The sequence below is a fragment of the Streptomyces sp. SID12501 genome, from assembly GCF_010550245.1.
Taxonomy (GTDB): Bacteria; Actinomycetota; Actinomycetes; order Streptomycetales; family Streptomycetaceae; genus Streptomyces.
The window spans coordinates 1-22,131 of record NZ_JAAGLU010000060.1 but is presented as its reverse complement, the minus strand read 5'-3'; the positions used below and the strand labels follow the sequence as shown (position 1 = coordinate 22,131).

The following is a 22,131-nucleotide window of genomic DNA, read 5'->3' as shown; positions in this document are numbered from 1 at the left end:
GCCGCTGTGGGTCGCGGGGTCAGTACTCGCCCGACGCCCGCAACTCCTCTTGCACCGCGTCCAGGTTCTCCGGGCAATACGCCTTCACCCCGGCCACCAGCAGTGAGTTCGCATCCGCCTTCTTCGTGCCCCAGGTTTCGCCCACCGGGTATAGACCGCCCCCACCCGTGATGTCGAACATCCACTCCACGCTGTGCCCCGACTCCAATTCCTGGCACCACAGCATCGGGAAGACGAGCAGTTCGGTGTCGGTCGGCGCACCGTTGAACGTGATGTCGCGCGCGGCCTTCAGGTACTGGTCCTTCTTGCTGACGGTCGGTGTCGGGCTCGGCTTCGCAGCGGGCTTGTCGTCGCCGCTGCTGCTGGTGCCGCAGGCGGTGAGCGTGGCGAGCAGGGTGGCGGTGAGTAGGGCGGCGGCTGTGTGGCGCATGGTTCCCCCAGGACGTGTGCGGTGGAGTCGCATCATGGTGGGATGAGCACCGTTGTATGGCTGGTATGGCCCTGTTGTGACCCGAGAGGGTGACCCGCCCGCTCTCGTAGCGCCTGGGGTGCTGAGAGCGGACGGGCGTTCGTACGGCGGCCGTCCCCGATCGGGGGAGACGAGGACGCCCACCCCTTCTCACAGTCGGCCACGGGGCCAGCGGCGAGAGTTCAGAGGCGTGTGCCCACGGCGAGGGTGTCGACGCCCGACAGGCTGATCATGGCGCGCAAGAGGATCGCGAGGCGCCGCTCGTCGAGGTCCATCACGCGCGTGAGGCTGGTCTGATGCGGTGACGCGATGGACAGGACGAGGTCGACGAACCCCCGCTCGGAGTCGTTCAGTTCCAGGCCGTACAGGTAGCAGGCGAGGTTCTGCCAGGAGAACTCAATGCCCTCGACGGTGTCCCAGACGAGAGCCCTGCGGAAGGCGGGGCGGCTGAGGATCTGTTCCTCATCCACCAGGGCCCGTACGGCGGCCTGTTCGCGGGGCGAGGCTGCTGCCTTCAGCAGCAGCTCCTCAAACGGCGGGGCGTCGGTGTCCTCCTGATCCTGATCGAGGAACGGTGTCGTGGTCATCCGGGCGCCTCCGTGGGAAGTCGGTTGCCGCCGGGGCCGAACGCGGCGGCGAGAACGGCAGAGTCAGTGAGCCGGCCCGAGCCGTCAGGCCGGGACAGCCAGAAGCGACCGCACGCCTGCCAGCCGGTCGGCGGGCAGTGCAGTGGCGTGCCAGGCGGCTGCACCAGGACGGAGCGCACGTCGGCCAACTCCTCGGCGGCGTCGGGGGGCACCAGCCACCAGGCCCGGTCGAGCAGGGGATCAACGAGGACGGGACCGCGGTGTTCCTCGCGGATGCGGTTCAGGGCCTGCATGCCGGCGACGAGCATCGATTCGGCGGCGAGCCAGTGCGATCCGCTGGCGATGGGAGCGAGGGCTTCCAGGGTCCACGCCCTGCGTGCGAGGTCCGGGCGCGCGGCGCAGTCGGCGAGCCACGCGTCCCCGGCCTCGTACAACTCGGCGAGCGGTGTCGGTAGGACCATGACCAGGACCGTAGGGAGTCCGGTTGCGCGCTCGCGCGGCGATTGCGCGCGATTGCGCATACGGGTCCGCTGCTTGCAGGGGATTGCCTACGCCAGGTCCAGGGAGGCTCTCGCCCGGCCGATCAGGCGGCGCGCCGGCGCCCCGTACTCGGCCGACTCTGCGAGCCAGTCCCACGCCCGTTCGTACAGCTGGATGTCGTCCTCGCCGGTGAGCCAGAGTTCTTCGCTGATCGTCTCGACGATGACCAGCCGCCGGTCATAGATCCAGAAGGCGTGCGGGGCCGTACGACGCAGCTGCGCGCCGAACGGCAGGATGCCGAGTTCGATCCTGCGCTGACCGACGAGGTTGTACAGCCGGTCCAGTTGCTCCGCCATGACGTCCACGGGGCACGAGCGGTGATACAGAGCTGCCTCGCACACGAGGAACCGGAACGTCTTCTCTGGGTCGTACAGCGCCTCTTGCCGCCGCATGCGCGCCTCGACCGCGGCCTCGGTCGTCGACGGGATGCTGCGGAACTCCGCGTTGGAGTCGAAGATGACGCGGGCGTACTCCGGTGTCTGGAACAGGCCCGGGATACGGGACACTTCGAGGCCGCGGATCAGGGTGGTGGCGTCGGTCTGCCGGACGGCGATCTCCTGGCGGCCACGGTGTCCGCCGGCCAGTTGCCGTCGCCAGGACCGGTGGCGCTGCTTCATCTCCAGCCCGGCCAGCAGTCCGTGAAGTTCGGGCTCGACGTCCGGGCGGCCGATTCCCTGCGCCCACGCGGTCAGGTCGGCGGCGCTGGGGGTCTGCTTCCCGTTCTGGAGCCGGGAGATCTTCGACGCCTGCCAGCCGAGAGCGGCGGCGAGGTCCTTGCCTTCGAGACCGGCCTCGACACGCAGCTCCCGCAGGCGCGCGCCGAGGGCCTCTCTGGCGGTCTGGAAGTCCGTGCTCACACGGTGGAACGTACCTGCCCGGCGAACTCGGCGGCAGGGATTGCGTGATGCCATGCGGCGTCGCGGGCCTGGCAGGCGGCGAGGACTTCGGACGGGTCTTCGGTGACGTACACGCCGAGGGTGGTGTCCTCGTCATCGAACGCGAACCGGGCCACGGTCTTCGAGTCGAAGAGCCAGAAGTCGCCGTCCGGCAGCCGCAGTTCGTGCGCCTGGCCACGGGTGAGATTGCGGATGTCCTCGCCTGCGGCGACGTTGCTGGGGGCGCGGGCGAGGAGGAACTCCTGCCCTCGGGTGGGAGGGTCGTCGACGAGCCGGACGCGCTCGAACCGTTTGCCCTGCGCGGTCTGCGCGCGGACGTTCTCACGCCACGCGTTGTCGGGCTCGCCGGCCACGTCCTCGCCCGCGAGGAACCGCGGCCACATCGGGGAGTTGCGGTCGGAGGCGTAGCCGCGGCGGGCCTCCAGGCGGAAGGCGGTGTGGCGGAACTCGCGGAACAGGTGGGAGACCGAGGCGAACGGCTGGAGCTCAGGGGCCTCGGCCCGGGGCGCGTAGCGGGCGAGGAGGCTACGCGGGACGCGGACAAAGGTCTCGGACGGCTTGACGTCCCGGAGGTGGGCGAGGTGCTCGGGGTCGGTCTCCCGCTCGCCCTGGACGAGGATCTCGTCCGTGCCCTCGATGTCGTACAGGGTGGGGCAGTCTCCGTCGTCGCTGGTCGTGCCGATGAACCTGAGCGTCATGTCGCCCTCCGCCTGCGCTGGTTGGAGGTCCAGCATGCGCAGGATTGGCGGCGCGCGCCCGGGGATTGCGGCAGATTGCCCGTATGTACGAGGGTGCTCGGATTGCGCGCAAGTAGGGCAGGAGCCCACCACACGACGAAGGCTCCGCCCGGGACGGGTTCCGGGCGGAGCCTGAGCATTGGGCTTGGCCTCAACGCACCTGCACGTCGGTGATCTCCACGGAAAGCTTCTTGCTCGCCGAAGACGTACTGACCAAAGAGGGCGTGAAGTTCAGACTCGTCTGATCCGACAACTCCGCCGTCTCAATCACCGGCCCGTCCTCGTCACCACGGATCTCATACGTGATCTCGTACACCGCATCCGGGTCAAGGTCCGCACTGTCGACCAACAGGGTCATGTCTGGCTCGACCGTCACATTGCAGCCCGCCGATCCGAAGCACTGCCGCTCGGTGGTGCGCAGCTTGATCTCAAAGCTGTCGGAGTCGACCTCCGCGAACGTCGGCTCCGGGTCCGGCTCCTCCGCGGCGGCGGTCACGACGTCCTCGTCCGGGGCGCTCGACGCGGTGGTGGTGGCCCGCTGGCTGTCGTCGTCTGTGGCCTGCACGACGACGATGCCGGTGCCGATGATCGCCGCGATGACGGCAGTGGCCGCGCCGATGATGACCAGGTTGGTGCGGTTCTTCTTCGCCGGGGCCGACGGCTCGGGCGGGAGCGGCGGCGGGAAGCCGGGCATGGGTGGTGGCGTGCTGTCGGTCATGGTCCCCCCAAGGACGTGCATGTCGAGGTGGGCATCATGCTCGGCGCGGGGTGGGTGCGTGGCCGGTGTGTCCGTGTTGTGACACTGGGCGTTCCTTGCGGCTACTTACCGATGCTGATCTTGTCGTTGTCGAGGAGCGCCGTGTGCGTCGCCGCTGTGATGATCAGGATCAGCAGCAGGAACCCTGCGATCGGGCTCCCTCCATCCCCCGACGGGTCGATAGCCATGGCGATACCGATGATCGCGATCTCCCCGACCACGTAGGTGATGGCCAGCCACGGCTTCACCACACCCTTCACCGCGGCGACGACGAACGGGACGGCCGCACACAGGCCGAGGGTGACGACGGGGACGATCGTCCAGATCACCTTGGCGATGGTGGTGTTGAACATGCGGGGCCGGGCGGGGGCGAGGGGCTGGTTGAAGTAGGGGCTGCTGGCCATGGCGCTGCTCCCGGTGATGATTGGTGGTGTCTGAGGCAGTGTGCTGACGTTGCGGACGACTGTCACTGCTTTCACCCGAATTACCACCGGAGAGTGAGGCAGGGAGGTCGGCGGCGGGCGCCTGGGTCTGGCCCGATGCCCTCGTCGCCGAGGATCGCGTGCCGCTCCTCGCGGGTCATGCGGCCGGATCGGTGGCGCGGCGGCGGATGATCTCGGCCTCGATCGCCTCGACGGAGCCGAGCGGGTGGCCGGGATACCAAGCGGCTTCTGCGGCTTCACGAGGCGTCCGTGACGCGCGCTCGGCAACCGCGTCGACCAGAGCTTCAGCCGCCGCACGGATCGCCTGGGAGCGGCGGGTTGGCTGCTCTGGTGTTGTTGGCTTGGGCTCGTGGCCTGTCAGAGGAGGGTTCGCGGTACACCGCTCGGCGAACCGGACCGAGGCGAACAGCCCCCGGAGGAACGCGATCTGTTCCGGGCGGAGCGGCGGAGCGGCAGCGGCGTTGCGCCGGGACTCGGCGACGGCCGCCGGCCCGAGCCGGCGCTCGGTCTCCGCGCGGTTGAACAGCGGGCCCGCGCTCATACGGCGACCGGGTTCCTGGTCTTCACTCTGTGGGCTGTTCATCTCGGGAGGATGCCCTCGCCACCCTCGCGGCGCTCCGCCTGATCGCGGGGATTGCCCAGGCAGATGGCTCAACGTGCGCTCCCTCGCCGGGCGCGCCAGGCTGACGGCATGGCTTCCGTGATGCGCGTGGTCGTGTACCCGCCTGACGAGGACGGCGGCCGGCGCGTGCGTGTCGACGGCGAGATCCTCGGCCGTGCGTACGGGCTGCGGGACATCGCCGAGTTCCTGCGCCGTGCCGGGATCGAGTACGTGGACGAGGCGTACGTCGCCGAGTCCGGGCTGATCGAGTGGCGCGGTGGCGGGCCTGCCGCGTGGGAGAGCTGAAGGAACGAGACCGTCCTTCCACGCTCACCCTTCTGATACCGGATCGTCTAGCCCGGCGTCCTGAGGCACTGGTTCTCAGCTTACGGAAGGTTGGGCGGGGAGGCGGCTCCCGAGTGGTCCGTCAAACAGGTGGCGCCGACCCCCTCGCAAGGGGATCGGCGCCGATAGCTGGACTATCGCAGGAGTGAAGCCTGCTGCACGGCGAACGAAGCGCTCGTCGTCTCCCCGGACAAGTCAAGGCGCCACTCATACCGTCCGAAGGGAAGGGGCAGAGGGCCGATGTTTAGCGCGAACGAAGCGTCGATGGGCGAGCCATGCTCTAGTCCCGGCGGTCGTCCAACTTCGATCTCTGAATCGTGCCTGATCGCTTGCGGATCTTGCTGGGTCGGAATGAACACCTCATGCCCGTCTGCGTCAAGCAGCACGAAGCTCATCGTGATCTTTTCATTCGCACGATCCCATGGGATCTTCAGGAGCACGGCTAGGGCCATTGGTGCTGTCGGGGATCCTGTCCGGGACCACCCTGCCCCCAGCATGTGGAGCTTTCCATTGTTTTCCGACTGTGCCGCATCGCACAGAATCAGCTGTGCTGTGATCGGTGTTGCCATCAGCGTCCTGCGAGTTCCCTGCTCGTGTGGTTGGTCTCGCTGGACAGGGCCGGCGTCGGCCAGTACCCGAAGGCTGCCCGTTCCGTCGTGCCCTGAGAGGGCGGCGTTGTGACGTGTTTTTCACCCTCTTCGAAGCGGCGAATCACGTCGGTCACCGGCTCGTCGTCCTCGTAGAAGTCGTCGTCACTCATACGACCATCCTCTCTCATCGTCGTCCCCCCGGCCATCGTCAGCCGACGCGGTAGGCACTGCCAAGGTGCCACGCATCCCCCAGAGGGTCGATAGCTGGAAACAAAACGATAAGAACTTTGCGACCTCGTAGAAGGATCTCTACAGTCGCTCGCCTTCCTCTTTCGGGATGTTCATCCCAGACGTAGTGCAGACCCGGGCGGCAGACCACTGCGTCACGGATCTCGTCGGGCGTTATCTGGTGCGTATGAATGATCTTCTGTGCAGTGCGGTCGCTGATGTGAAGAGTTGATACCCACAGCGAACTCACTACAGCCTCGATCCAACCCAGCGTTACTTGGAAGAAGCACAGCGTAGGCGCTTTGGCTCGCCCGACATAACCCGTTCGTCGCATCAAGTACGACATGGGTGGTCCATGAGGATCAGGATGCTAGTCAGATAGACCATTCCTACTCGTGAGTAAAGATCGCCTTTGGGTTTACTGCCCAATGTTGACCGCGTGAGGTGAGTACCAGCGAGGCGGCGCGCCACGGCCTCTCGTTCAGCGGGTGCCGTCGTCGTACGTGCGGCGCCAACGGTTGTGGGCCCGCCGGCCGACGCGCAGCCGGAGTCTCTTCCCACGGCAGCGGGGGCATGTCCGCACCTTCTGGAAGCACTCGACCTCGCCCGTCCCCGCACACTTGCGGCACGGGGAGAACGGTTTGACCGCGCACAGCGCGGCGTACCCGCCAAGCCACAGAACGGCCGCGGCCATAGCGACCAGCATGGAGTCTCTCCCTCTCGGTTCCGGGCGTTTCCCGGGGTTCTGGCGCCGCCCCTGCTAGCCGCTAGGTGCCTGCTCAGGGGCGTTATCCGCTGCTAGTAGGGGTGCTAGACCTAGCAGGGCGGGGTGCTAGGTCTAGCGGCCTTGATCGGGGCTACTTGGCGAGCCTGTCGGCGTCCCGGCGGGTGATGGCGGCGGCGACGTCGGCGCGCTGGATACCGCGCCGGTTGGCGCCCTCGCCGTCGTCGGTCTGCCCCCACACCTGGCCCGCCTTCACGTTCCACGGCTTGAGTACGGCGGTGACGTTCTCGCCCTTCCACTCCCCGTACACGTCCGGCCGCAACTCGGCGAGGCGGGCGGCGATCCGCTCGCACCACACGGCCTTCTCGTCGGCGCTCACGGACTTCAGAATGTCGCCGAGGATGTCGAGGCCGGCGGTCTCCGCCGGGCCCTGGCCGAGGGCGTGCCCGGTGATGTTGCCGTACTCCTCGCGCAACTGGCGGGCGCGGGTGACGACCAGCTCGGCGGCCGTGCCGTCAACGAACGCGGACGCGGCGATGACCGGGTCGTCGCCCTCGCCGGACATCCAGCAGATACCGAGGTCGGAGCGGGAGAACATCGTCGCCCGGATGCCGGATTTGTAGGCGCCGGTGCCGAGCACCATGTCGTTCGCGGTGTGGCTCATGACCTTCAGGCAGAACCGCAGCACGGCGTTCGCCGAGATGCCGGGCGGGAGGCTCTTGGCGTCGGGGCGCTGGGTGGCGAACATGCCGACGATGCCGAGGGCGGGGCCACGTTTGGCGATGTCCGTGCAGATGGACTCCAGCTCAGCCCCGTACTTCTCGTGCTCGAAGGGGATCTGGCACTCGTCGAGGCCGACGACGATCGGGTGCAGGCCGAGGCTCTTGTCACTGGCCAGGGCCGGGGTCACCTTGCTCTCGGGGCAGCGGAAACGCGGCAGACTCTTGATGACCTTGGCCCGGCGGCGCAGCTCATCCTTCAGTTCGCGTAGGGCGTGCAGGACGTACAGGAGGTCCTCGTCTTCCTCACCGGACCGGTAGCGGTGGAACACGGGCTCGAGCGGGCCGAGGTCGCCGGTGCCCTTGAAGTCGAAGCCGTACAGCTCGGCGCGCGGGTCGAGGGCGGCGATCAGCATCAGCAGCCTGAGCAGGAACGTCTTGCCCATGCGCGGGATGGAGCCGATCACGATGGAGGCGAACATCAGGGTGACGGTGATGTCCCGCATGCGCTGGTCGTTGCCGAACACGACCGGCTTGAACAGGTCGACCTGGCCGTCCTTCAGCAGTGGCCACGGGGGCTTCGTCGTCTCGTTCATCGGCCGGTCGCCCACCCACAGGATCAGTCGCCCCTCGTGCTCCTCGCGGTCGCCGGACGGCCATACGCAGCCGAGCTTGCGGCGCAGTCCGGATGCGAGGGCCTGGCGTTCCTCCATGACGTCCTCGGGGACGACGCCGTACGGGAGGTCGAGGTCGGCTCGGTAGCCGGGGCCGTCGCGGGTGATCTCGCTGGTGAAGCGCATGCCGTTCATGTCGCCGCCCTTCTTGATGGCGGCGGTGATACGGGCGTTGCCGATCGATTCGAGGGCGCGCAGCACGATGGTGCCCGTGAGCTTCTGGAGTTCGGTGCGCATGACGGCGGGGCCGATGACGGGGGCGTCGGGCTGCTGCCCGAAGTAGCCGAGGGTCAGCACCCCGCCGGCCGCGAACGCGCACAGGAAGGCGGGCGCCATGACGTACAGCCACAGGGCGAAGCCGAGCCCGAACACCGCGGCGACCACCGTCACGAAGCCGCGCAGGCGGACGCGGCCAGCGCGCAGGCGGGCCAGCGTCATGTACTCGGCGGCATCCTCCGTACGCACGGCGGCATCCCGCAGGGGTGCGGCCTCGCGGTCCCACACCCACCGGCTCGTGGACGCGACCAGGCGGCCCGTACCGCGCGGCGCCATCATGCCCAGCTGCACCGAGTACCAGGGCGTCCGCAGCCCATGGAACAGCGTGGCGTACCCGGCATGGCCAGCGGCGCGTTCAATGGTGGCGAGCAGGTCGCGGCGGGAGCGCATCCACGGGGCGATGATCGGGCGCCGCTTCTCGGTGGTGACCCCGGGCTCGGAAAGCTTCGGGTTGTCGACGGGTACGGGCGCGGACGGGACGCTGGCCGGTTCCGTGGCGGTTACGGGTGTCTCGGTGGCGGGCGGGGCGTGTAGCGGGCGCTCGGCAGTCTCGGTCATGCTGTCTCTCCGTCGTTCTGATGGGACGTACGGGGCCCGGGGACGGCCGCTGACCTGGCGGGATGGGCCGCCCCCGGGTGGACTACTTGGTGCCGCTGGCGCGCTTGGCGGCGCGGTCGCGGATGCGCTGGACCTTCCGCACGATGTCGGGCTGGTTGTCGCCGAGGGCGAACGCCCTCTTGGCGCCGATGAGTTCGAGGCGGATGATCTGCGCCTTCTCCCAGGCGGTGAGCTTCGGTTCAGACATGGGGTGTCCTCTCGGTTGCGGGCCGGGCTGTCCGGCCCCACCGCACCCCCGCAGTTGTGGGGGTAGCCCCACAACTGGCGGAGGACGGAGGGGCCGTCAGCGGCTCTTGCGCAGGTCGTTGAAGAGGTGGCGGAGGATCAGGAAGCATCCGGTTGCGCAGCATGCGGCGATGGCAAGCGCGATGGACGCGAAGGCGAGGCCGATGGAGCCGACGCAGACGGCGCCGCCGATGGCCAGCCACTCACCCGCGCCACGGCCCTGCTTGTGCTGGTGCTGGCAGGCCTGCGGGGCGGGCTGCTGCTGGGCTGCCTTGGCGAGTTCGACGGCGGCGAGCGCGATCTGCACGGCGGCCGTGTTCGCCGCGGCGTCTCGGGCGGCGGCCTCCGCCTTGTCGAGGGCGTCGCTCATGCCGTCCACCCCCGGACGCGGCGGGTGATGCGCGGCCAGAGCAGGACGCCGGCGGCGAACGCGAGGACGGCGGGCTGAGCGACGGCCGCGGCGAACACGGCCAGGACGAGGGTGAGCAGGGCCGGGTAGGCGACGAGGAGTCCGAGGACGGCTCCGAAGACGAGGCGCATCACGACCATCACTCCCCACCCTCGGTCGGCTCGGCGAGAGCCTTCTCGCGGTCGAAGAGGGAATCGATCACGTCCCACCCGCCGGTCAGTCCGCGGGCCTTCATGGCCTCCCGCATGGCCTCCCTGAACTTCCGCTTCGACGGCGGCGGGTCGGTGGAGTACAGCTCTGCGGCGAGCATGGCGACCGCCCGCAGGTTCGCGTTCTGCGGCCCCTCAAGGGAGGGCGTGCCGGATTGGCACGGTGTGACGGTCACGGGGGTCTCGGTGAGGGCGAAACCCCCCGTGCCGCCTGCGGTTTCGTCATCCGGCACACCCCCCGACAGGAGGGCTTCCAACTCTCGGTCGGAGACCAGGGCGGGCAGGGGGGTGTGCCAGTCCGGCACGGGGTGCCGGTCGGTGATCTCGGCGTGCGCTTCCAGCGCCTCGTACGTGGTGACGAGTGCTTCCGCTTCGGCCTTGCGGGTGTGCTTGACGATGTCGGCGGCGGCTTTCGTTTCGTCGGCGCGGGCTGTGGCGACGGCCCGGGATACGGCGATGCGGTCACGGGTGACCGCCCTGGCACGGTCGATGGCGGCCTGGGCGCGGGCGCTGATCCGGGTGCGGTCGCGGTCGACGGCCATGACGAGGGTCATCTTCGCGAGGACGGGGACGAGGGCGCCCACGATCGCGGCGAGCAGGTCGGCGGCGAGGAGTCCGTGCACGGTGAGGATCGCCACGGTGAGGGGGAGGAACACCCAGCCGATGACCTTCGGGAGTCGGGCGCTGGATCCCTGCCGGCGGTGTGCGGTTTCTTGGGCGAGGGCGTACAGCCAGACGGCGTCGTAGAGGGCGGCGACGGAGTACGCGAACGCGGGGTGGGCTTGTGCGGTGAGGATGTCGCCGATGGCGGCGACGGCCCACACGATGGCGATGAGGGTGAGCGCGGCGGGCAGGGCCCAGGTGCCGGCCTTTCGGAGGTTTTTCATTGCTCCACATCCGAGGTGGTGGCGCGCACCAGGAGTTGGGCGCACAGGCGGATGCCGTACCCCGCCGCGCGGATGGCGGCGGACTCGGTCGGCCTGGCGATGGGCCAGCGGGCGGTCACCGGGGCCTGCTCTCGGACCGGCGGTTGGCCTCGGCGACACGACGGGACAGCTCGGCGCTCTCGGCGTCGGTGAGCGCGTTCACTGGCCCTCCCCGGCGAGGAGCGCGTGCAGCTGGTCGGCGAGGTCGCGCAGTTGGTCGGCGTGCGCCTCGAAGGTGGCGGCGAGGTCGTAGAGGCTGGCTGCGTCTAACGTGCGCGCGTAGCTGCCCTGCTCGACGTACACGCCGATGGCGCGCTGCTCGGGACGGCTGGCGAAGGGGCTTTCCCCGAGGAAGGCGGTCCACAACAGCTCGCCGTTGTGGGTGAGGCGGTGCTCGGGGCTCTTGTGGTCGAGGTCGGCGCGGTAGGTGTCGGGCCGGTGGTCAGCGTGACCACCGCACCAGGCCGGGCAGGTCACGGTGACCGGGCCGTGGTCGGCGGTGAGCAGGGTGATCGTGCGGGGCTCGCTCACGGGCGCTCACCCCTGGCGCGGGTCTCGGTGCGGCTGAGCTGCTCGTCGCGGGTGCGCGGGCCGTCGACCCACGGGAACGGGCGGATGGTGTCGGCCGCCTTGAACACGCGGATCGCGGCACCCTCGGGGGCGTCCGGCAGGGCGTACACCCGGCCCCGGTCGAGGGAGGCGAGGAGTCGGGCACCGTGGTGTTCGCAGCCGTCCGCGCCCGCGTTCGCCGCGTCGAGGACGGTGACGACGACCGGGCCGACGCACGGGGTGGGGTCCTCGGGGTGCGCGGCCGGGCAGCGGGGCGGAGCTTCCTGCGATCCCAGGAAGTCGCCGGTCGGCTCGTCGCTGCGTTCCCGCAGGTCGGCGAGGTTACGGGGTTGCGTAACCTCAGCACCGACGGCACGCAGCAGGATCCGGAGCGCTTCGGTGAGTCCGCCGTGCGCTTGGGCGTAGGCGAAGATGTCGCCGCTGTCGACGGCGCCGTACCGGGCGAGCATCTTCTGTCCGACGCGGACCGCGACGGCGAGGTCGCTGGGCTCGGACAGGGGGTTCGAGGTGGGCATCTGCCCGCAGCTGGGTAGCGTGCTGGACAAGGCTGACTCCTTGATGTGAAGGGTCGGTCCAGGCCCCGGGCCGGCGGTAGGACGCTGGCCCGGGGCCGTCTAAGGAGCTGCTCAGGCGGCATCCACTGTCTGCGTCTCCTGGGCCCGCTCGCGTTCGATGAGTCCCAGGACGCGTGCGAAGACAGGCCCGGGGTCACCGTGTTCGACGATGAGCTGGCCGACATAGTCGAGGAGCTCGTCGACTCCGGGGTCACCGGTCTTGTTCGCCTCGATGTCGGCGAGGGCACGGACCACGGCCGCGCTGTGAGTGGTGGTGCTCATGGTTGGACTCCTTGATGCAGAAGGGTCTGATCGAGGTCCCGGGCCAGCGGTGGAGTCGCCAGGCCCGGGGCCGACTGGTGGGCTACGGCTTGGCGGCGCTGGCCTCGGTGATCCGCTTGATGCGGGCGTCCGTGGCCTCGGTGTCCAGGCGGGCGATCTCCGGGTCACCGTCGAAGTCGTTGGCCGCGATCCGCTCGGCGTCGTTGACCACGGCCGCCAGCCGGGCGACGAAACCGCGCATCGCATCCAGTGCCTCCCGCGCCTTCGCCGGGCTGATCTCCGCCACGTGCACCCCGGAGGACAGCCACACGCCGGTCTTGCGGCCGTAGGCCTGCGGCTTGTCGTTGGTGACGATGACCTGCGCGGACAGCCAGGGCAGGGTCTCGCCGTTTTCGCTGTAGCCGCTGGAGTCGAGTTCGGCGATGCACATCCGGGTCTCGACGGGGACGGTGGAGTGACACTCCAGCGCACCGAACTGGCCGTGGTTCTCGACGCAGAACCCGGGGCAGCCCCAGCGGGCCATCCACTCGGGGCCGCGCTGAGCGGCGGTGAGCGGGAGGCCGGACGCGGTGACGCACGGACGGCAGATCTTGATGTCCTCGCCGGTGATGTTCTTGCCGCCGCCGTAGCCGGGCATGGCGTTGGCAGGGACGAACGGGAGCGCAGTGTCGTCCAGCAGGTTGTTGCAGGTGACGCACCGGCCGACCGGGTGGACGGAGTCGTACGCCACCGGCACCTCGTCGACGCGGGCGATGAGGGTGCGACGGCCGTCGATGACCCGGATCTCGGCCAGGTCGATGGCCGGGTCGTCGGTCAGCTGGAGGGCGAGACCGAGGCGCTCGCACTCGCGGACGAGCTTGGGCATGTAGATGTCGGTTTCGTCGACGTCGTCGTTGTGGTCGCGAGCGGCGTCAGCCATCGCCTTGACCGTCCGCCCCCAGACGATGACCTTGTTGGCGAAGTCGTCGGCCTGGTCAGGGGTGAACAACTGGCCGTTGCCCTGCGAGTTCAGGGAGATCTCCACGCTGCCGGTGTCCGGGTCCGGGACGAACGACTCTGCGTAGAGCAGCTCGGGGCTGTTCAGCTCGAACTCGGGGAGCGCGGTGACAACCGCGCTCATCGGCGGCTGCTCGGCGCGCTGCTGGATGTTGGGGACGACGCGGAGCCGGGCGGTGCCCAGGGTGTTGGTGGTGGCGTTGATGGACTCGATGCTTTCGATGGACATGTTGCGTACTCCTTTGGGCAGTTCGCTTTGTTGTCTTGTCGAAGTAGTCGCGCTGGTGGGAGCGGTCGAGGCGGGCCGTCTTCGTTCGGGCGGTCCGGGCCCGACTCTTGGCCCTGCCAGTCGGGTGGCGCGTAAAATGCGCCCTTTGGCCTGGTGGTGCACCGCCCGGGGAGGCCTTCCCGCCTGCCCCGGACGGCGCGTCTACGGGGTGCTGCTACGCGGCGGCGGCGAACGCGGAGATCAGCGCGGCGGCCGTGACGTACTCCGCCTTGCGCGGCCGGTACGCGGCGACCAGGCGGCCGACCTGCGCCACGGTGTAGTGCGAGACCGTGCGGGTCTGGTGGGCGCGGCCACCAGCGACGGTGCGGCGGGTACGGGCCGACGCGGTCGGGGTGAGGCCGAGGCGCTTCGCGACGGAGCGGAGTCCGTTCGCGGTGCCGGCGGCCGTTTCGCGGTCGACACCGGCGGCGATCGCCACGGTGGCCAGCGAGCGGGGGCGGCGGCGGCACGAGGCGGAGAGGCGGGTGGCCGCGGCGCGGCGGCGGAGGGTGGCGCGAAGAGTGCGGCGGGTCGTGCGGTGCTCGCGGCGGATGGCAGACTTCTGCACAGCGGGTCTCCTGTTGGCTCAGGTGATTCCGTCAGGCCCTCGGATTGGTGTTGGTAGCACCGCCGGGGGCCGTCCTTGTGGCTACAAACCTAGTGGCTTTGTAGCCACAAGACAAGAGGGTCGCGGGATGAGTTTGTGGCTACGAAAACTCGTGCGCACGCTTGCTGTCTGTGGCTACAAAGCCGTACTCTCCCGGGCATGACACCCGAGACAGAGACTGAGTACGACACCCCCCGCCGGTTCCGGGCGCCAGATGACGAGTGGGAACCGTTCGAGGCTGCGACGCGTGCCGTGCACCCCGAGGGGCGCAGTCCGCGCGGCAGGGTGATCCGTGAGTTCATGCGCTGGTACATGCGCCGCCCCGGAGCGAAGCTCCCCGAGCGCCCCCCGGCCGGCCCCTGGTCGGAGTCGGACGGGAAGCCGTCGGCGGACTAACGGTGCGTCAGGGATTCGCGTCTCACGCGCGTCTCACAGAGTCGGTATTTCGGGGTGCCGACAGGGCCCCTGACCTGGTGTCGAACCCGCTTCCATAGAGCCCATGGAGCCCGTGGAGGAACTTCAGATCACTACGGATCAGAAGGTTGCAGGTTCGAATCCTGCCGAGTGCACAGCAGACCAGAGGCCCCGTGGAGGAATCCACGGGGCCTCTGGTGTTTTGCCTTGACGGCGGTGTTTGACGGCAACCACCTTCGGGAGCGGATCCGACAGCTAGCGGGGCTTCGGCTCACCTGCGTCATCGTCCGCGCCGTTGCCGCCATCCCTCAAGGCACCCCCTACGCGGTCAAACGCTGAACACTGCGAGTCGAGCCAGACGAAGTTGTGGATGTCCATGGTCGCGCGGCTCGCGCCGTGACCGAGGTCTTCCATGATCGTTCGAGCGTCGATGCTCGAACGTGGAGGAGCAACGCGCAAGTGTGACGCAGATTGCCGAATCGGACCTGTGGGCGTCGCTTCGAAGGAACAGTTCAGGCGGTGCGACTCGAAGGAGGGCCAGCTCGGTTCCTAGTTGGGCCGCCGTCAGGTGGCGCCAACCATTCTCATCCCCCTGCGGCTGTTGCTGCTGCGCCTCATGCCCTCGCGATTGTGGAGGGGGCTCAGGAGGGTTGCTGCCACGAGAAGGCTTGTGAACAGCCCCCAGCGTCGGGTAATGCCCTCGGGCGCGCGACTCGGGGACCGGCTTGCGGCATCTCTCCGTCCCGACAGGTCGAGGGCAGACAACCTGTCAGCTTGCGCCCTCTATGGCTGGGCTGCTGCCTTGGTCCTCCAAGGCAACCTTTCGTCAGTGCAGCCGCACTGGCCCTGAGCGTAATCCGTGACGCGCTGCGCGCGCAGAGGACACGTACGTGTGAACTGGCCATCGTCAAAAGGACACGGAGGAATTATTTCCCTGAGATTCAAGGAAAGCTTCAGCCGCATGAGCTGCCAATTGGAAGAAGAATCCGCGCCCGCGCTCTCCGACGTTCTCATATGAAGTATATGTTAGTGATTGGGCTTGAAGTGAGAGAAGGTACTGAGCATGCCATCTCTGCTTCCATTGTTTAGGCAAAGCCTCGGCGATCTGTGCAATCTCCGCGATTGTATCCACGAGAGAGTCAGGCGGATAATCTTTCAGTTTCGCGTCGTGATCGATTAGTAGTGCGATCGAGCTTTCCTGCTGTTTCTGACTCAATCCAGATCGCATGCTCCGAAATACGCACGAAAGCAGAAGCGTAACAATATCGCGCGTAAGTGGTGCGCTATCGCTGAAAGCTGACAGGTCGATGAATCTCAATTGCTCAATGCGAGGGCCACTGCTAATGGGCCACGGGACGACTGCGTTGTCCAGGTGTAGATCTCCATGGGTTAGGCCTTCTAGGTACTCGAGGTGGATACCTTGCATACGGTGATCATCTGTGGCCACCTGGATGGGATTCGGTAGATTCAGCTCCCTGTCACGAAAATTCACCCTTATGAAAGGTGCATCACTGGGCAAAAGATTTGCCGCTTTAGCCCATCTGTAGGCCGAGCGTCCCACAGATAGAGAATGCCTCAACTCCATTTTCAAATATTCGCTTGCTGTTGTGATTCTGGATTGCGCATTGGTTAGATCATTCCACTCGCGCAGGATAAGAAAAGTAGCCTTTTTGCAGCCTGACGCTTGATACCTTTCAGGAAGCTCACCGAGGGTATGGATCGAGTGGAAATCGCTGCCGGTTTCCTGGAACATGATCGATCTTCCGTCGATCATCAGTATGGGGGGATACGGTTGATGGACTAGATGGCGCTTGGAGAAATCTGGGCGCGCTTGCCAGGCTCGCTTGTGCAGCAGTGCCTCAATGGAGTGCTCACCCTTGGAGCTGATCTTCACTACGCACCTGTGGACACCTTGCGATTCCCGAGTTGTTTCCTCCGGTGCGAAGTCCACCAAGGCGAGTTGAGCACCTGTGCCGCCGCGTCGTCGCCAGGGCGGGGTGGGAGCGGAAACGGTAAGTCCTCGAGAGTGGGCCCACGTGACGAGGGCTGAGGCCGCTGCCTCATCGCCGAGGTATGCCCCCAGCTCTATGCTGGACCTCAATCCTTGGCCGTCCATCGCACCCCCGGTGCTTCGTTTGTCACGCAGTCTAGACACGAACACCCTAGCTGCTCCACAGTGTTAATAGTGTGCAAACGCTATGCGGCAAGGGGGCCACAAATGGCTGCAGGGGAACCGCTAATCAGACATGCGATCGAATCATCGGAAGCGTTTGTGTTGCGGGCGGTGACAGTGGTGCACGCGAGAGTTCAGCGCGTGGCTACTTTTCGCACTCTTATTTCTATGGCGGTTGCCATCGCAGGCGTCCTCGCGCCAGTTATTCATCTGTCTGCCTTGCCCGGAACTGTTGTGGGAGTGATTTGGGCGTTCGTATATGCGAGTCTTCTTCAACGCTACGTTGATAGAAAACTTCAAATGGCTGCGGTACTGCAGGAAATGTTCTATGTCCAGCAGTTCAGGATGCCTTGGAATGCGGTTGTGGCAGGGGATCCACTGCGAGCTGAAGATGTAAGGCAGCTCGTCAGGCAATATCGAGGAAGTGAGCAGTCCCTGCGAGACTGGTATGAGATGCCCAATCTTTCATATCCGTTCAATGTTCTCGTCAAGGAGTATCAGAATCTCTCGTGGGGTCAGCGAATTCGGCGGAGATACGCGTATCTAGCTGTATTTCTCACTGCGTCATGGGTCAGTCTCGGCGTTATCCTTGGGGCGGTTGGAAGCTTCACGCTAGTGGATCTAGTATTGCGCTGGTTCGTTCCTTCGCTAGGGTTGCTGATGCTTGGCTTTGAAACATGCCGAGAGCAATTTTCTATCGCGGCAGAGCGGAATCGTCTGTGTCAATTGGTTTATTCGTCTTGCGAAGCGGTAATAGGTGGCCGAAGTCTGGGCTCCACTGAAAGGCTATTGGTATTTGCGCGTCAAGTTGAGGATGTCCTTTTCTTGACTCGAAAAAAGGCTCCACGTGTTCCTCGGTGGTTCTATGAGCGTTATTACGAGGTTGATCGCGAAGATTTCGAGGAGGGTATGAGGCAGTTCAAGAGGTTGATGGAATCTTCGCCCCCTCCAGTGTCTTCGTAGAAATGCGACCGGTAGTTTCTTCGCGTGGTGGAGTGGCATCTAATGGTAAATCCCTCCGATCGGAATCATGTTGGGTGCACAACAGATCACAGGCTCTATCGAGTGATCGATAGAGCCTGTGATCTGTTGCCCTGATGGCAGAGTTTGACGGCACCGCCTTCCGAGGCAGGGCGGTTGCAAGTCAGGGCGGTTGCAAGTTCCGAGGGTGGGCAGCTGGTCGGGTTGTGACCGGTTGGGGTGCATAACGGAGCAGGCACGGGCTTCGTGATCATTGTGGTGTCTAAGCCCGATGATCATGAGGTGGCCCGTGCCTGCCGCTGTATCTTCTCCCATTCCCGCCGTGCTGGTGAAGCTGGGGCCGCTGGATGCCGGCCGAGTCGCTGACCTGCGCCCCTACTTCGACTCGGTGCCCGACCCCCGCTCCCGGCGGGGCCGGTGGTACTCGCTGACCGCGATCCTGCTGGTGTGTGCCTGCGCGGTCGTCTCGGGAGCCAGGAGCATCGACGAACTCGCCGAGTGGGCCCCGCGTGCCCCGAACGCACTCCTGACAGTCATCGGCATTCGGCGTCACCTGCTCGGATGGCGGCGCACTCCGTCGCCGGCCACGATCGGCCGTGTGCTGGGGGCTGTTGACGGTGACGCACTGGACCAGGCGGTCGGCGCCTACCTGGCCGGCCGGCACCGCTCCGCGTCCGGGCCCTCGCGCGTGATCGCTGTCGACGGCAAAGCACTCAGGGGATCAGCCCGCCTCACCGCGACGCGCCGGCATCTGCTCTCCGCGGTCACTCACGGCACCGTCGTGACCCTCGCCCAGGTGGAGGTCGGCGCGAAGACGAACGAAACCACGTACTTCCAACCGCTCCTGGCACCGCTGGACCTGACCGGCGCCGTCGTCACCTTCGACGCCCTGCACTCGGTCAAGGCGAACATCTCCTGGCTGGTCGAGGCCAAGAAGGCCCACTACATCGCCGTGATCAAGACCAACCAGCCGACCGCCCACACCCAGCTCGCAGCCCTGCCGTGGCGGGACATCGCTGTCCAGCACACCACCTCCGCCTCCGGACACGGCAGGCGCGAGTCCCGCTCGATCAAGACCTGCGCCGTCGCGGACGAACTCGGCGGGATCGCCTTTCCCCACGCCCGCCTGGCCATCCGCGTCCACCGCCGCCGCAAGCAGACCGGCAAACGCGAGACCCGTGAGAGTGTCTACGCCGTCACCAGCCTCGACGCCCACCAGACCGGCCCGGCCGATCTGGCCGCCGCGATTCGCGGGCACTGGGGAGTGGAGATGCGCCGAGCAGACTGCGCCCATGGGTAGTCAACAGCGCGTAAATCAGGGACCGTTGGTGGATCGGGCGGGCTTGCTGCGGTTGGTCGCTGCGGTGCAGCGGCTGCGGGAGGCATCCGTCCGGGCTGCGGGAGGTGAGGCGGCATGCGCGACGGCGGCGTCGACGACGGCCCCAGAGCCGGGAGCTGGACGCGGTGCGGGCGAGTCTTCCCGGGGCCCGTCGGCGGACGGCGGTGTACTGGCTGGCGGTGATGCGTCGCAGCGAGTCCACCGGGGGCAGGGACGCGGACCCGGTGGTGCCGCTCGTGGAAACGGGCGGTGAGTCATGGCCGCGGTGATGCCCTGGGAACACACCGGGAGCAAGATCACAGGGCGGCACCGTGAGCGGCTGGCCGTGGTCTATGTCCGTCAGTCGACGCGGCAGCAGGTGGAAGGCCATCAGGAGTCCACGCGGCTGCAGTACGCGCTGGTCGACCGGGCGGTGACGCTGGGCTGGGAGGCGTCCCGCGTGCTGGTCATCGATGACGATCTGGGGAAGTCCGGGGCCCGTTCGGAGCATCGGGCGGGCTTTCAGCGCCTGGTCGCGGAGATCTCTCTCGGTCATGTCGGTCTGGTGCTGGGCACCGAGATGTCGCGTCTGGCACGCTCGGGGAAGGACTGGTACCAGCTTCTGGAACTGTCGGCGCTCGGCGGCGCGCTGCTGGCCGACACCGACGGCGTCTACGACCCGAGTGAGTACAACGACCGTCTGCTGTTGGGGCTGAAGGGAACGATGTCCGAGGCCGAACTCTATTTGATCAACCAGCGGATGCGGGCCGGCCGGGTGAACAAGGCCCGCCGGGGCGAACTGGCGATCTCCCTGCCCATCGGCTACTGGCGGCGCCCGTCGGGTGAGGCCGTGCTCGATCCGGACGAACAGCTTCAGCATGTGGTGCGGCTGGTCTTCAGTAGGTTCGCGGAGATCGGTTCGATCCAGGGAGTGGTGCGGTTCCTGGTCGAGAACGGTATCGAGATGGGGGTGCGGCAGCGCAGTGGTCCGGACCGGGGCGAGATCGTGTGGAAGCGCCCGGCGAGGGCGACGGTGACCTGCATGCTCAACAGTCCGATCTACGCCGGGGTCTACGTATATGGCCGCCGTCCGCTGGACCACACCGTCCCGCGTGATGCGCGGGGCGGCGCCCGGCGACGGACCGCCCGCCGGGAGGACTATCTGGCGTGGATCGAGGACGCGATGCCCGCCTACATCACGCTGGCTCAGTACGAGGCCAACCTCGCGCGGCTGAAGGCGAACCGCCCGCACGGGGACGTGCCCGGATCGGTCCGTTACGGTCCCGCCCTGCTGGCCGGACTGTTGCGCTGCGGCCGCTGCGGCAGGCGCATGACCGTCGGCTACCACGTCGACGTCGGGAAGCCGAGGATCAGCTACAACTGCACCGGCGCCCGCTCGGAGGGGGGCGGACCGCACTGCCAGCACGTCGTCGGACGCAGTCTGGACCCCTATGTCACCGAGCAGGTCCTGGCCCTCCTCGCGCCGGACGCGGTCGAGGTCCATGTCCAGGCCGTGACGCAAGCCCTGGCCGACCGCGCCGCCGTGGAGAAGGTCTGGCAGCAGCGCCGGGAACGCGCCCAGCAGGACGTGGACCGCGCCAGGCGTTCCTACCGCCTCGCCGAACCCGAGAACCGCCTGGTCACACGGCATCTGGAACACGAATGGGAAGTGGCACTGACCGCCCAGCGCGATCTCGAGGAGCAGTGGCGCCGCTTCCAGCGCCAGACCCCCGAACGTTTCACCGGCGAGGAACAGGACACCGTCCGGCAGGCCGCCGTGGACCTGCCCCGCCTCTGTGAGGCACCCGGCGTCACCCACGCCGATCGCAAGGAAGTCGTCCGGGCCGTCCTCGACGAGATCACCGTCACCGTCCGCGGTCACAGCGAACTCGTCGACCTCACCCTGCACTGGGCCGGCGGCTCGACGACCACAGCCGTCGTCCGCCGCCCGATCCAGTACTTCGAGCACCTCAGCTACTACCCCCGCCTCGAACAGCGCATCCTGCAGCTCGCCGATACCGGCCTCAGCGCCGTGAAGATCGCCGATCAGCTCAACCGCGACGGCTTCCGCTCGGCACGCGGTGACGACCCCATCCGCCGACGCGTCGTCGCACAGATCCTCCAACGCAACGGCAGACCACTGCCGCCCCAGACGGGGCCATGGCCGGTCGACCCGGCCGAAGCGCCCCGGGAACACGAGTGGTGGCTGGGCGACCTCGCCGCCCACCTCGGCTGCACCCTCGGCACCGTCCGCAAATGGATCACCGACGGGCACCTCACCGGACGACAGGAGACACGGCACCCCTACCGATGGATCATGAACGCCCCACCAGACAAGATCACCGAACTCGAAGAACGCCTCGCCAAGACGCGCGGGCGACGCACCCGCATCCATCCCCGCTTCGCCGAACTCCTCGACGAGGACAACTCATAGGCGCAGCCTGCTTGACGCATCGAGAACTCCTCGCACCACATCAGAGACGTCACCTTCGCCGAGGACGCCTCCACCGTCCACGCCGGAACCGCACCACGGGCCATGGCCACCCTCCGCAACCTCGCCATCGGCGTGCTGAAAACCCTCGGAGCCGACAACATCGCCAAAACCACCCGCGCGATCCGCGACCAACCCGAACGAGCACTCCCCATCCTGGGCATCACCAACAACCCGGATCTCTACGGAACTTGATCAAGCCCTGCTCAACTGCGCGACGCACGACGGTGGTCGGTTGACTCACCACTGAAGCACCTTTGGGGTGGAGTGTGTTGCGTGTAGTACGTAAGTCGAGCGAGCCGCTCACATCGTCAAAGGAAGCCCTCTGAGCTGCGGATCTCAGTGAGCCCTGCGAGTCAGCTCACTGCTAGGAGGAGTGAACCGTTCCGGGTTCGGTAGGGACTCGATCATTTGAGAGGATCGAGTCATGGCACGTCCTTCCCGGTACCCGCTTGAGCTGCGCAAACGAGCCGTCCGCATGGTCGCCGAGGTGCGGCCGGAGTA

The 22,131-nt window shown here is 67.1% G+C and carries 27 protein-coding genes and 1 pseudogene; 6 read left to right on the top strand and 22 right to left on the bottom strand.

All coding sequences use genetic code 11. The features are described 5' to 3' along the window. Window positions 1–19 precede the first annotated feature (19 nt). From G3I71_RS41955 to G3I71_RS41920, 8 genes are all read right to left on the bottom strand, one after another. Window positions 20–430, bottom strand: a complete 411-nt coding sequence (locus tag G3I71_RS41955; RefSeq protein WP_164323627.1) for a hypothetical protein — start codon at window positions 428–430, stop codon at window positions 20–22. Between the two features lie 221 nt (window positions 431–651). Next, window positions 652–1,056 (bottom strand): hypothetical protein, encoded by a 405-nt coding sequence (locus tag G3I71_RS41950; RefSeq protein ID WP_164323625.1) that lies wholly within the window; start codon window positions 1,054–1,056, stop codon window positions 652–654. Continuing rightward, entirely contained in the window at window positions 1,053–1,517 is a 465-nt protein-coding gene (locus G3I71_RS41945) for a hypothetical protein (protein ID WP_164323622.1), read from the bottom strand. Before G3I71_RS41945 ends, G3I71_RS41950 begins: the two co-directional genes overlap by 4 nt. 87 nt (window positions 1,518–1,604) lie before the next feature. Then, window positions 1,605–2,453 carry a helix-turn-helix transcriptional regulator gene (locus G3I71_RS41940; RefSeq protein ID WP_164323620.1) on the bottom strand — a complete coding sequence of 283 codons (849 nt, stop codon included), beginning with the start codon at window positions 2,451–2,453 and terminating at the stop codon, window positions 1,605–1,607. After that, window positions 2,450–3,190, bottom strand: coding sequence for a DUF6879 family protein (locus G3I71_RS41935; protein WP_164323618.1), 741 nt, complete (start codon window positions 3,188–3,190; stop codon window positions 2,450–2,452). Before G3I71_RS41935 ends, G3I71_RS41940 begins: the two co-directional genes overlap by 4 nt. A 190-nt stretch (window positions 3,191–3,380) precedes the next feature. After that, window positions 3,381–3,947: a hypothetical protein gene (locus G3I71_RS41930; RefSeq protein WP_164323616.1), complete on the bottom strand. Its 567-nt coding sequence runs from the start codon at window positions 3,945–3,947 to the stop codon at window positions 3,381–3,383. Between the two features lie 101 nt (window positions 3,948–4,048). Further along, complete coding sequence (locus G3I71_RS41925) at window positions 4,049–4,390, bottom strand: hypothetical protein (RefSeq protein ID WP_164323614.1); 342 nt, start codon at window positions 4,388–4,390, stop codon at window positions 4,049–4,051. Window positions 4,391–4,565: 175 nt separating this feature from the next. After that, the gene (locus G3I71_RS41920; protein ID WP_164323612.1) at window positions 4,566–4,970 is read right to left on the bottom strand and encodes a hypothetical protein; all 405 of its coding nucleotides are present in this window, start codon (window positions 4,968–4,970) and stop codon (window positions 4,566–4,568) included. Window positions 4,971–5,120: 150 nt separating this feature from the next. Between G3I71_RS41920 and G3I71_RS41915 the strand changes: the two genes are divergently transcribed. After that, window positions 5,121–5,336: a hypothetical protein gene (locus G3I71_RS41915; RefSeq protein ID WP_164323610.1), complete on the top strand. Its 216-nt coding sequence runs from the start codon at window positions 5,121–5,123 to the stop codon at window positions 5,334–5,336. A 607-nt stretch (window positions 5,337–5,943) separates the two neighbouring features. Here the strand turns inward: G3I71_RS41915 and G3I71_RS41910 are convergent. The 13 genes from G3I71_RS41910 to G3I71_RS41855 form a co-directional block, all read right to left on the bottom strand. After that, window positions 5,944–6,135, bottom strand: a complete 192-nt coding sequence (locus tag G3I71_RS41910; RefSeq protein ID WP_164323608.1) for a hypothetical protein — start codon at window positions 6,133–6,135, stop codon at window positions 5,944–5,946. A gap of 539 nt (window positions 6,136–6,674) precedes the next feature. Next, on the bottom strand, window positions 6,675–6,899 hold the full coding sequence (locus tag G3I71_RS41905) for a hypothetical protein (protein ID WP_164323606.1): 225 nt from the start codon (window positions 6,897–6,899) through the stop codon (window positions 6,675–6,677). 151 nt (window positions 6,900–7,050) lie between these two features. Continuing rightward, window positions 7,051–9,144 (bottom strand): cell division protein FtsK, encoded by a 2,094-nt coding sequence (locus G3I71_RS41900; RefSeq protein ID WP_164323604.1) that lies wholly within the window; start codon window positions 9,142–9,144, stop codon window positions 7,051–7,053. A gap of 82 nt (window positions 9,145–9,226) precedes the next feature. Continuing rightward, window positions 9,227–9,391 carry a DUF6257 family protein gene (locus G3I71_RS41895; protein WP_164323602.1) on the bottom strand — a complete coding sequence of 55 codons (165 nt, stop codon included), beginning with the start codon at window positions 9,389–9,391 and terminating at the stop codon, window positions 9,227–9,229. 96 nt (window positions 9,392–9,487) lie between these two features. Then, the gene (locus G3I71_RS41890; RefSeq protein WP_164323600.1) at window positions 9,488–9,799 is read right to left on the bottom strand and encodes a hypothetical protein; all 312 of its coding nucleotides are present in this window, start codon (window positions 9,797–9,799) and stop codon (window positions 9,488–9,490) included. Next, window positions 9,796–9,978, bottom strand: a complete 183-nt coding sequence (locus G3I71_RS41885) for a hypothetical protein (RefSeq protein ID WP_164323584.1) — start codon at window positions 9,976–9,978, stop codon at window positions 9,796–9,798. Before G3I71_RS41885 ends, G3I71_RS41890 begins: the two co-directional genes overlap by 4 nt. After that, a complete protein-coding gene (locus G3I71_RS41880) occupies window positions 9,978–10,934 on the bottom strand; it encodes a hypothetical protein (protein WP_164323598.1) in 957 nt (318 codons plus the stop codon). The genes G3I71_RS41885 and G3I71_RS41880 overlap by 1 nt, the downstream gene beginning before the upstream one ends. Continuing rightward, on the bottom strand, window positions 10,931–11,053 hold the full coding sequence (locus G3I71_RS52455) for a hypothetical protein (protein ID WP_275409380.1): 123 nt from the start codon (window positions 11,051–11,053) through the stop codon (window positions 10,931–10,933). Before G3I71_RS52455 ends, G3I71_RS41880 begins: the two co-directional genes overlap by 4 nt. Before the next feature lie 79 nt (window positions 11,054–11,132). Continuing rightward, window positions 11,133–11,504: a hypothetical protein gene (locus G3I71_RS41875; RefSeq protein WP_164323596.1), complete on the bottom strand. Its 372-nt coding sequence runs from the start codon at window positions 11,502–11,504 to the stop codon at window positions 11,133–11,135. Further along, a complete protein-coding gene (locus G3I71_RS41870) occupies window positions 11,501–12,088 on the bottom strand; it encodes a hypothetical protein (RefSeq protein ID WP_239149675.1) in 588 nt (195 codons plus the stop codon). The genes G3I71_RS41875 and G3I71_RS41870 overlap by 4 nt, the downstream gene beginning before the upstream one ends. Before the next feature lie 81 nt (window positions 12,089–12,169). Then, the gene (locus G3I71_RS41865; protein ID WP_164323594.1) at window positions 12,170–12,379 is read right to left on the bottom strand and encodes a hypothetical protein; all 210 of its coding nucleotides are present in this window, start codon (window positions 12,377–12,379) and stop codon (window positions 12,170–12,172) included. Window positions 12,380–12,461: 82 nt separating this feature from the next. Then, on the bottom strand, window positions 12,462–13,604 hold the full coding sequence (locus G3I71_RS41860) for a hypothetical protein (RefSeq protein ID WP_164323592.1): 1,143 nt from the start codon (window positions 13,602–13,604) through the stop codon (window positions 12,462–12,464). Between the two features lie 214 nt (window positions 13,605–13,818). Next, complete coding sequence (locus G3I71_RS41855) at window positions 13,819–14,211, bottom strand: hypothetical protein (protein WP_164323590.1); 393 nt, start codon at window positions 14,209–14,211, stop codon at window positions 13,819–13,821. Between the two features lie 198 nt (window positions 14,212–14,409). Here G3I71_RS41855 and G3I71_RS41850 point away from each other — a divergent pair, with 198 nt between their 5' ends. Then, window positions 14,410–14,646: a hypothetical protein gene (locus tag G3I71_RS41850; protein ID WP_164323589.1), complete on the top strand. Its 237-nt coding sequence runs from the start codon at window positions 14,410–14,412 to the stop codon at window positions 14,644–14,646. A gap of 925 nt (window positions 14,647–15,571) precedes the next feature. On the opposite strand, the gene G3I71_RS41845 is transcribed toward G3I71_RS41850, so the two are convergent. Then, on the bottom strand, window positions 15,572–16,558 hold the full coding sequence (locus G3I71_RS41845) for a hypothetical protein (RefSeq protein WP_164323588.1): 987 nt from the start codon (window positions 16,556–16,558) through the stop codon (window positions 15,572–15,574). Between the two features lie 324 nt (window positions 16,559–16,882). Between G3I71_RS41845 and G3I71_RS41840 the strand changes: the two genes are divergently transcribed. The 4 genes and pseudogenes from G3I71_RS41840 to G3I71_RS41825 all read left to right on the top strand — a co-directional run. After that, a complete protein-coding gene (locus G3I71_RS41840) occupies window positions 16,883–17,800 on the top strand; it encodes an S-4TM family putative pore-forming effector (RefSeq protein ID WP_164323587.1) in 918 nt (305 codons plus the stop codon). A gap of 340 nt (window positions 17,801–18,140) precedes the next feature. Continuing rightward, window positions 18,141–19,118 (top strand): ISAs1 family transposase, encoded by a 978-nt coding sequence (locus G3I71_RS41835; protein ID WP_343243244.1) that lies wholly within the window; start codon window positions 18,141–18,143, stop codon window positions 19,116–19,118. A 295-nt stretch (window positions 19,119–19,413) separates the two neighbouring features. After that, window positions 19,414–21,570, top strand: a complete 2,157-nt coding sequence (locus tag G3I71_RS41830) for a recombinase family protein (protein ID WP_164323586.1) — start codon at window positions 19,414–19,416, stop codon at window positions 21,568–21,570. Between the two features lie 18 nt (window positions 21,571–21,588). Further along, window positions 21,589–21,822 (top strand): annotated as a pseudogene (locus tag G3I71_RS41825) (ISAs1 family transposase); the annotation flags it as partial. Window positions 21,823–22,131: the final 309 nt, after the last annotated feature.

What these genes read in the sequence shown, in the direction of transcription:
- G3I71_RS41955 (WP_164323627.1), bottom strand. Translation starts at nt 430, where the DNA reads ATGCGCCACACAGCCGCCGCCCTACTCACCGCCACCCTGCTCGCCACG.
- G3I71_RS41950 (WP_164323625.1), bottom strand. Translation starts at nt 1,056, where the DNA reads ATGACCACGACACCGTTCCTCGATCAGGATCAGGAGGACACCGACGCC.
- G3I71_RS41945 (WP_164323622.1), bottom strand. Translation starts at nt 1,517, where the DNA reads ATGGTCCTACCGACACCGCTCGCCGAGTTGTACGAGGCCGGGGACGCG.
- G3I71_RS41935 (WP_164323618.1), bottom strand. Translation starts at nt 3,190, where the DNA reads ATGACGCTCAGGTTCATCGGCACGACCAGCGACGACGGAGACTGCCCC.
- G3I71_RS41930 (WP_164323616.1), bottom strand. Translation starts at nt 3,947, where the DNA reads ATGACCGACAGCACGCCACCACCCATGCCCGGCTTCCCGCCGCCGCTC.
- G3I71_RS41925 (WP_164323614.1), bottom strand. Translation starts at nt 4,390, where the DNA reads ATGGCCAGCAGCCCCTACTTCAACCAGCCCCTCGCCCCCGCCCGGCCC.
- G3I71_RS41920 (WP_164323612.1), bottom strand. Translation starts at nt 4,970, where the DNA reads ATGAGCGCGGGCCCGCTGTTCAACCGCGCGGAGACCGAGCGCCGGCTC.
- G3I71_RS41915 (WP_164323610.1), top strand. Translation starts at nt 5,121, where the DNA reads ATGGCTTCCGTGATGCGCGTGGTCGTGTACCCGCCTGACGAGGACGGC.
- G3I71_RS41910 (WP_164323608.1), bottom strand. Translation starts at nt 6,135, where the DNA reads ATGAGTGACGACGACTTCTACGAGGACGACGAGCCGGTGACCGACGTG.
- G3I71_RS41905 (WP_164323606.1), bottom strand. Translation starts at nt 6,899, where the DNA reads ATGCTGGTCGCTATGGCCGCGGCCGTTCTGTGGCTTGGCGGGTACGCC.
- G3I71_RS41900 (WP_164323604.1), bottom strand. Translation starts at nt 9,144, where the DNA reads ATGACCGAGACTGCCGAGCGCCCGCTACACGCCCCGCCCGCCACCGAG.
- G3I71_RS41895 (WP_164323602.1), bottom strand. Translation starts at nt 9,391, where the DNA reads ATGTCTGAACCGAAGCTCACCGCCTGGGAGAAGGCGCAGATCATCCGC.
- G3I71_RS41890 (WP_164323600.1), bottom strand. Translation starts at nt 9,799, where the DNA reads ATGAGCGACGCCCTCGACAAGGCGGAGGCCGCCGCCCGAGACGCCGCG.
- G3I71_RS41885 (WP_164323584.1), bottom strand. Translation starts at nt 9,978, where the DNA reads ATGGTCGTGATGCGCCTCGTCTTCGGAGCCGTCCTCGGACTCCTCGTC.
- G3I71_RS41880 (WP_164323598.1), bottom strand. Translation starts at nt 10,934, where the DNA reads ATGAAAAACCTCCGAAAGGCCGGCACCTGGGCCCTGCCCGCCGCGCTC.
- G3I71_RS41865 (WP_164323594.1), bottom strand. Translation starts at nt 12,379, where the DNA reads ATGAGCACCACCACTCACAGCGCGGCCGTGGTCCGTGCCCTCGCCGAC.
- G3I71_RS41860 (WP_164323592.1), bottom strand. Translation starts at nt 13,604, where the DNA reads ATGTCCATCGAAAGCATCGAGTCCATCAACGCCACCACCAACACCCTG.
- G3I71_RS41850 (WP_164323589.1), top strand. Translation starts at nt 14,410, where the DNA reads ATGACACCCGAGACAGAGACTGAGTACGACACCCCCCGCCGGTTCCGG.
- G3I71_RS41840 (WP_164323587.1), top strand. Translation starts at nt 16,883, where the DNA reads ATGGCTGCAGGGGAACCGCTAATCAGACATGCGATCGAATCATCGGAA.
- G3I71_RS41830 (WP_164323586.1), top strand. Translation starts at nt 19,414, where the DNA reads ATGGCCGCGGTGATGCCCTGGGAACACACCGGGAGCAAGATCACAGGG.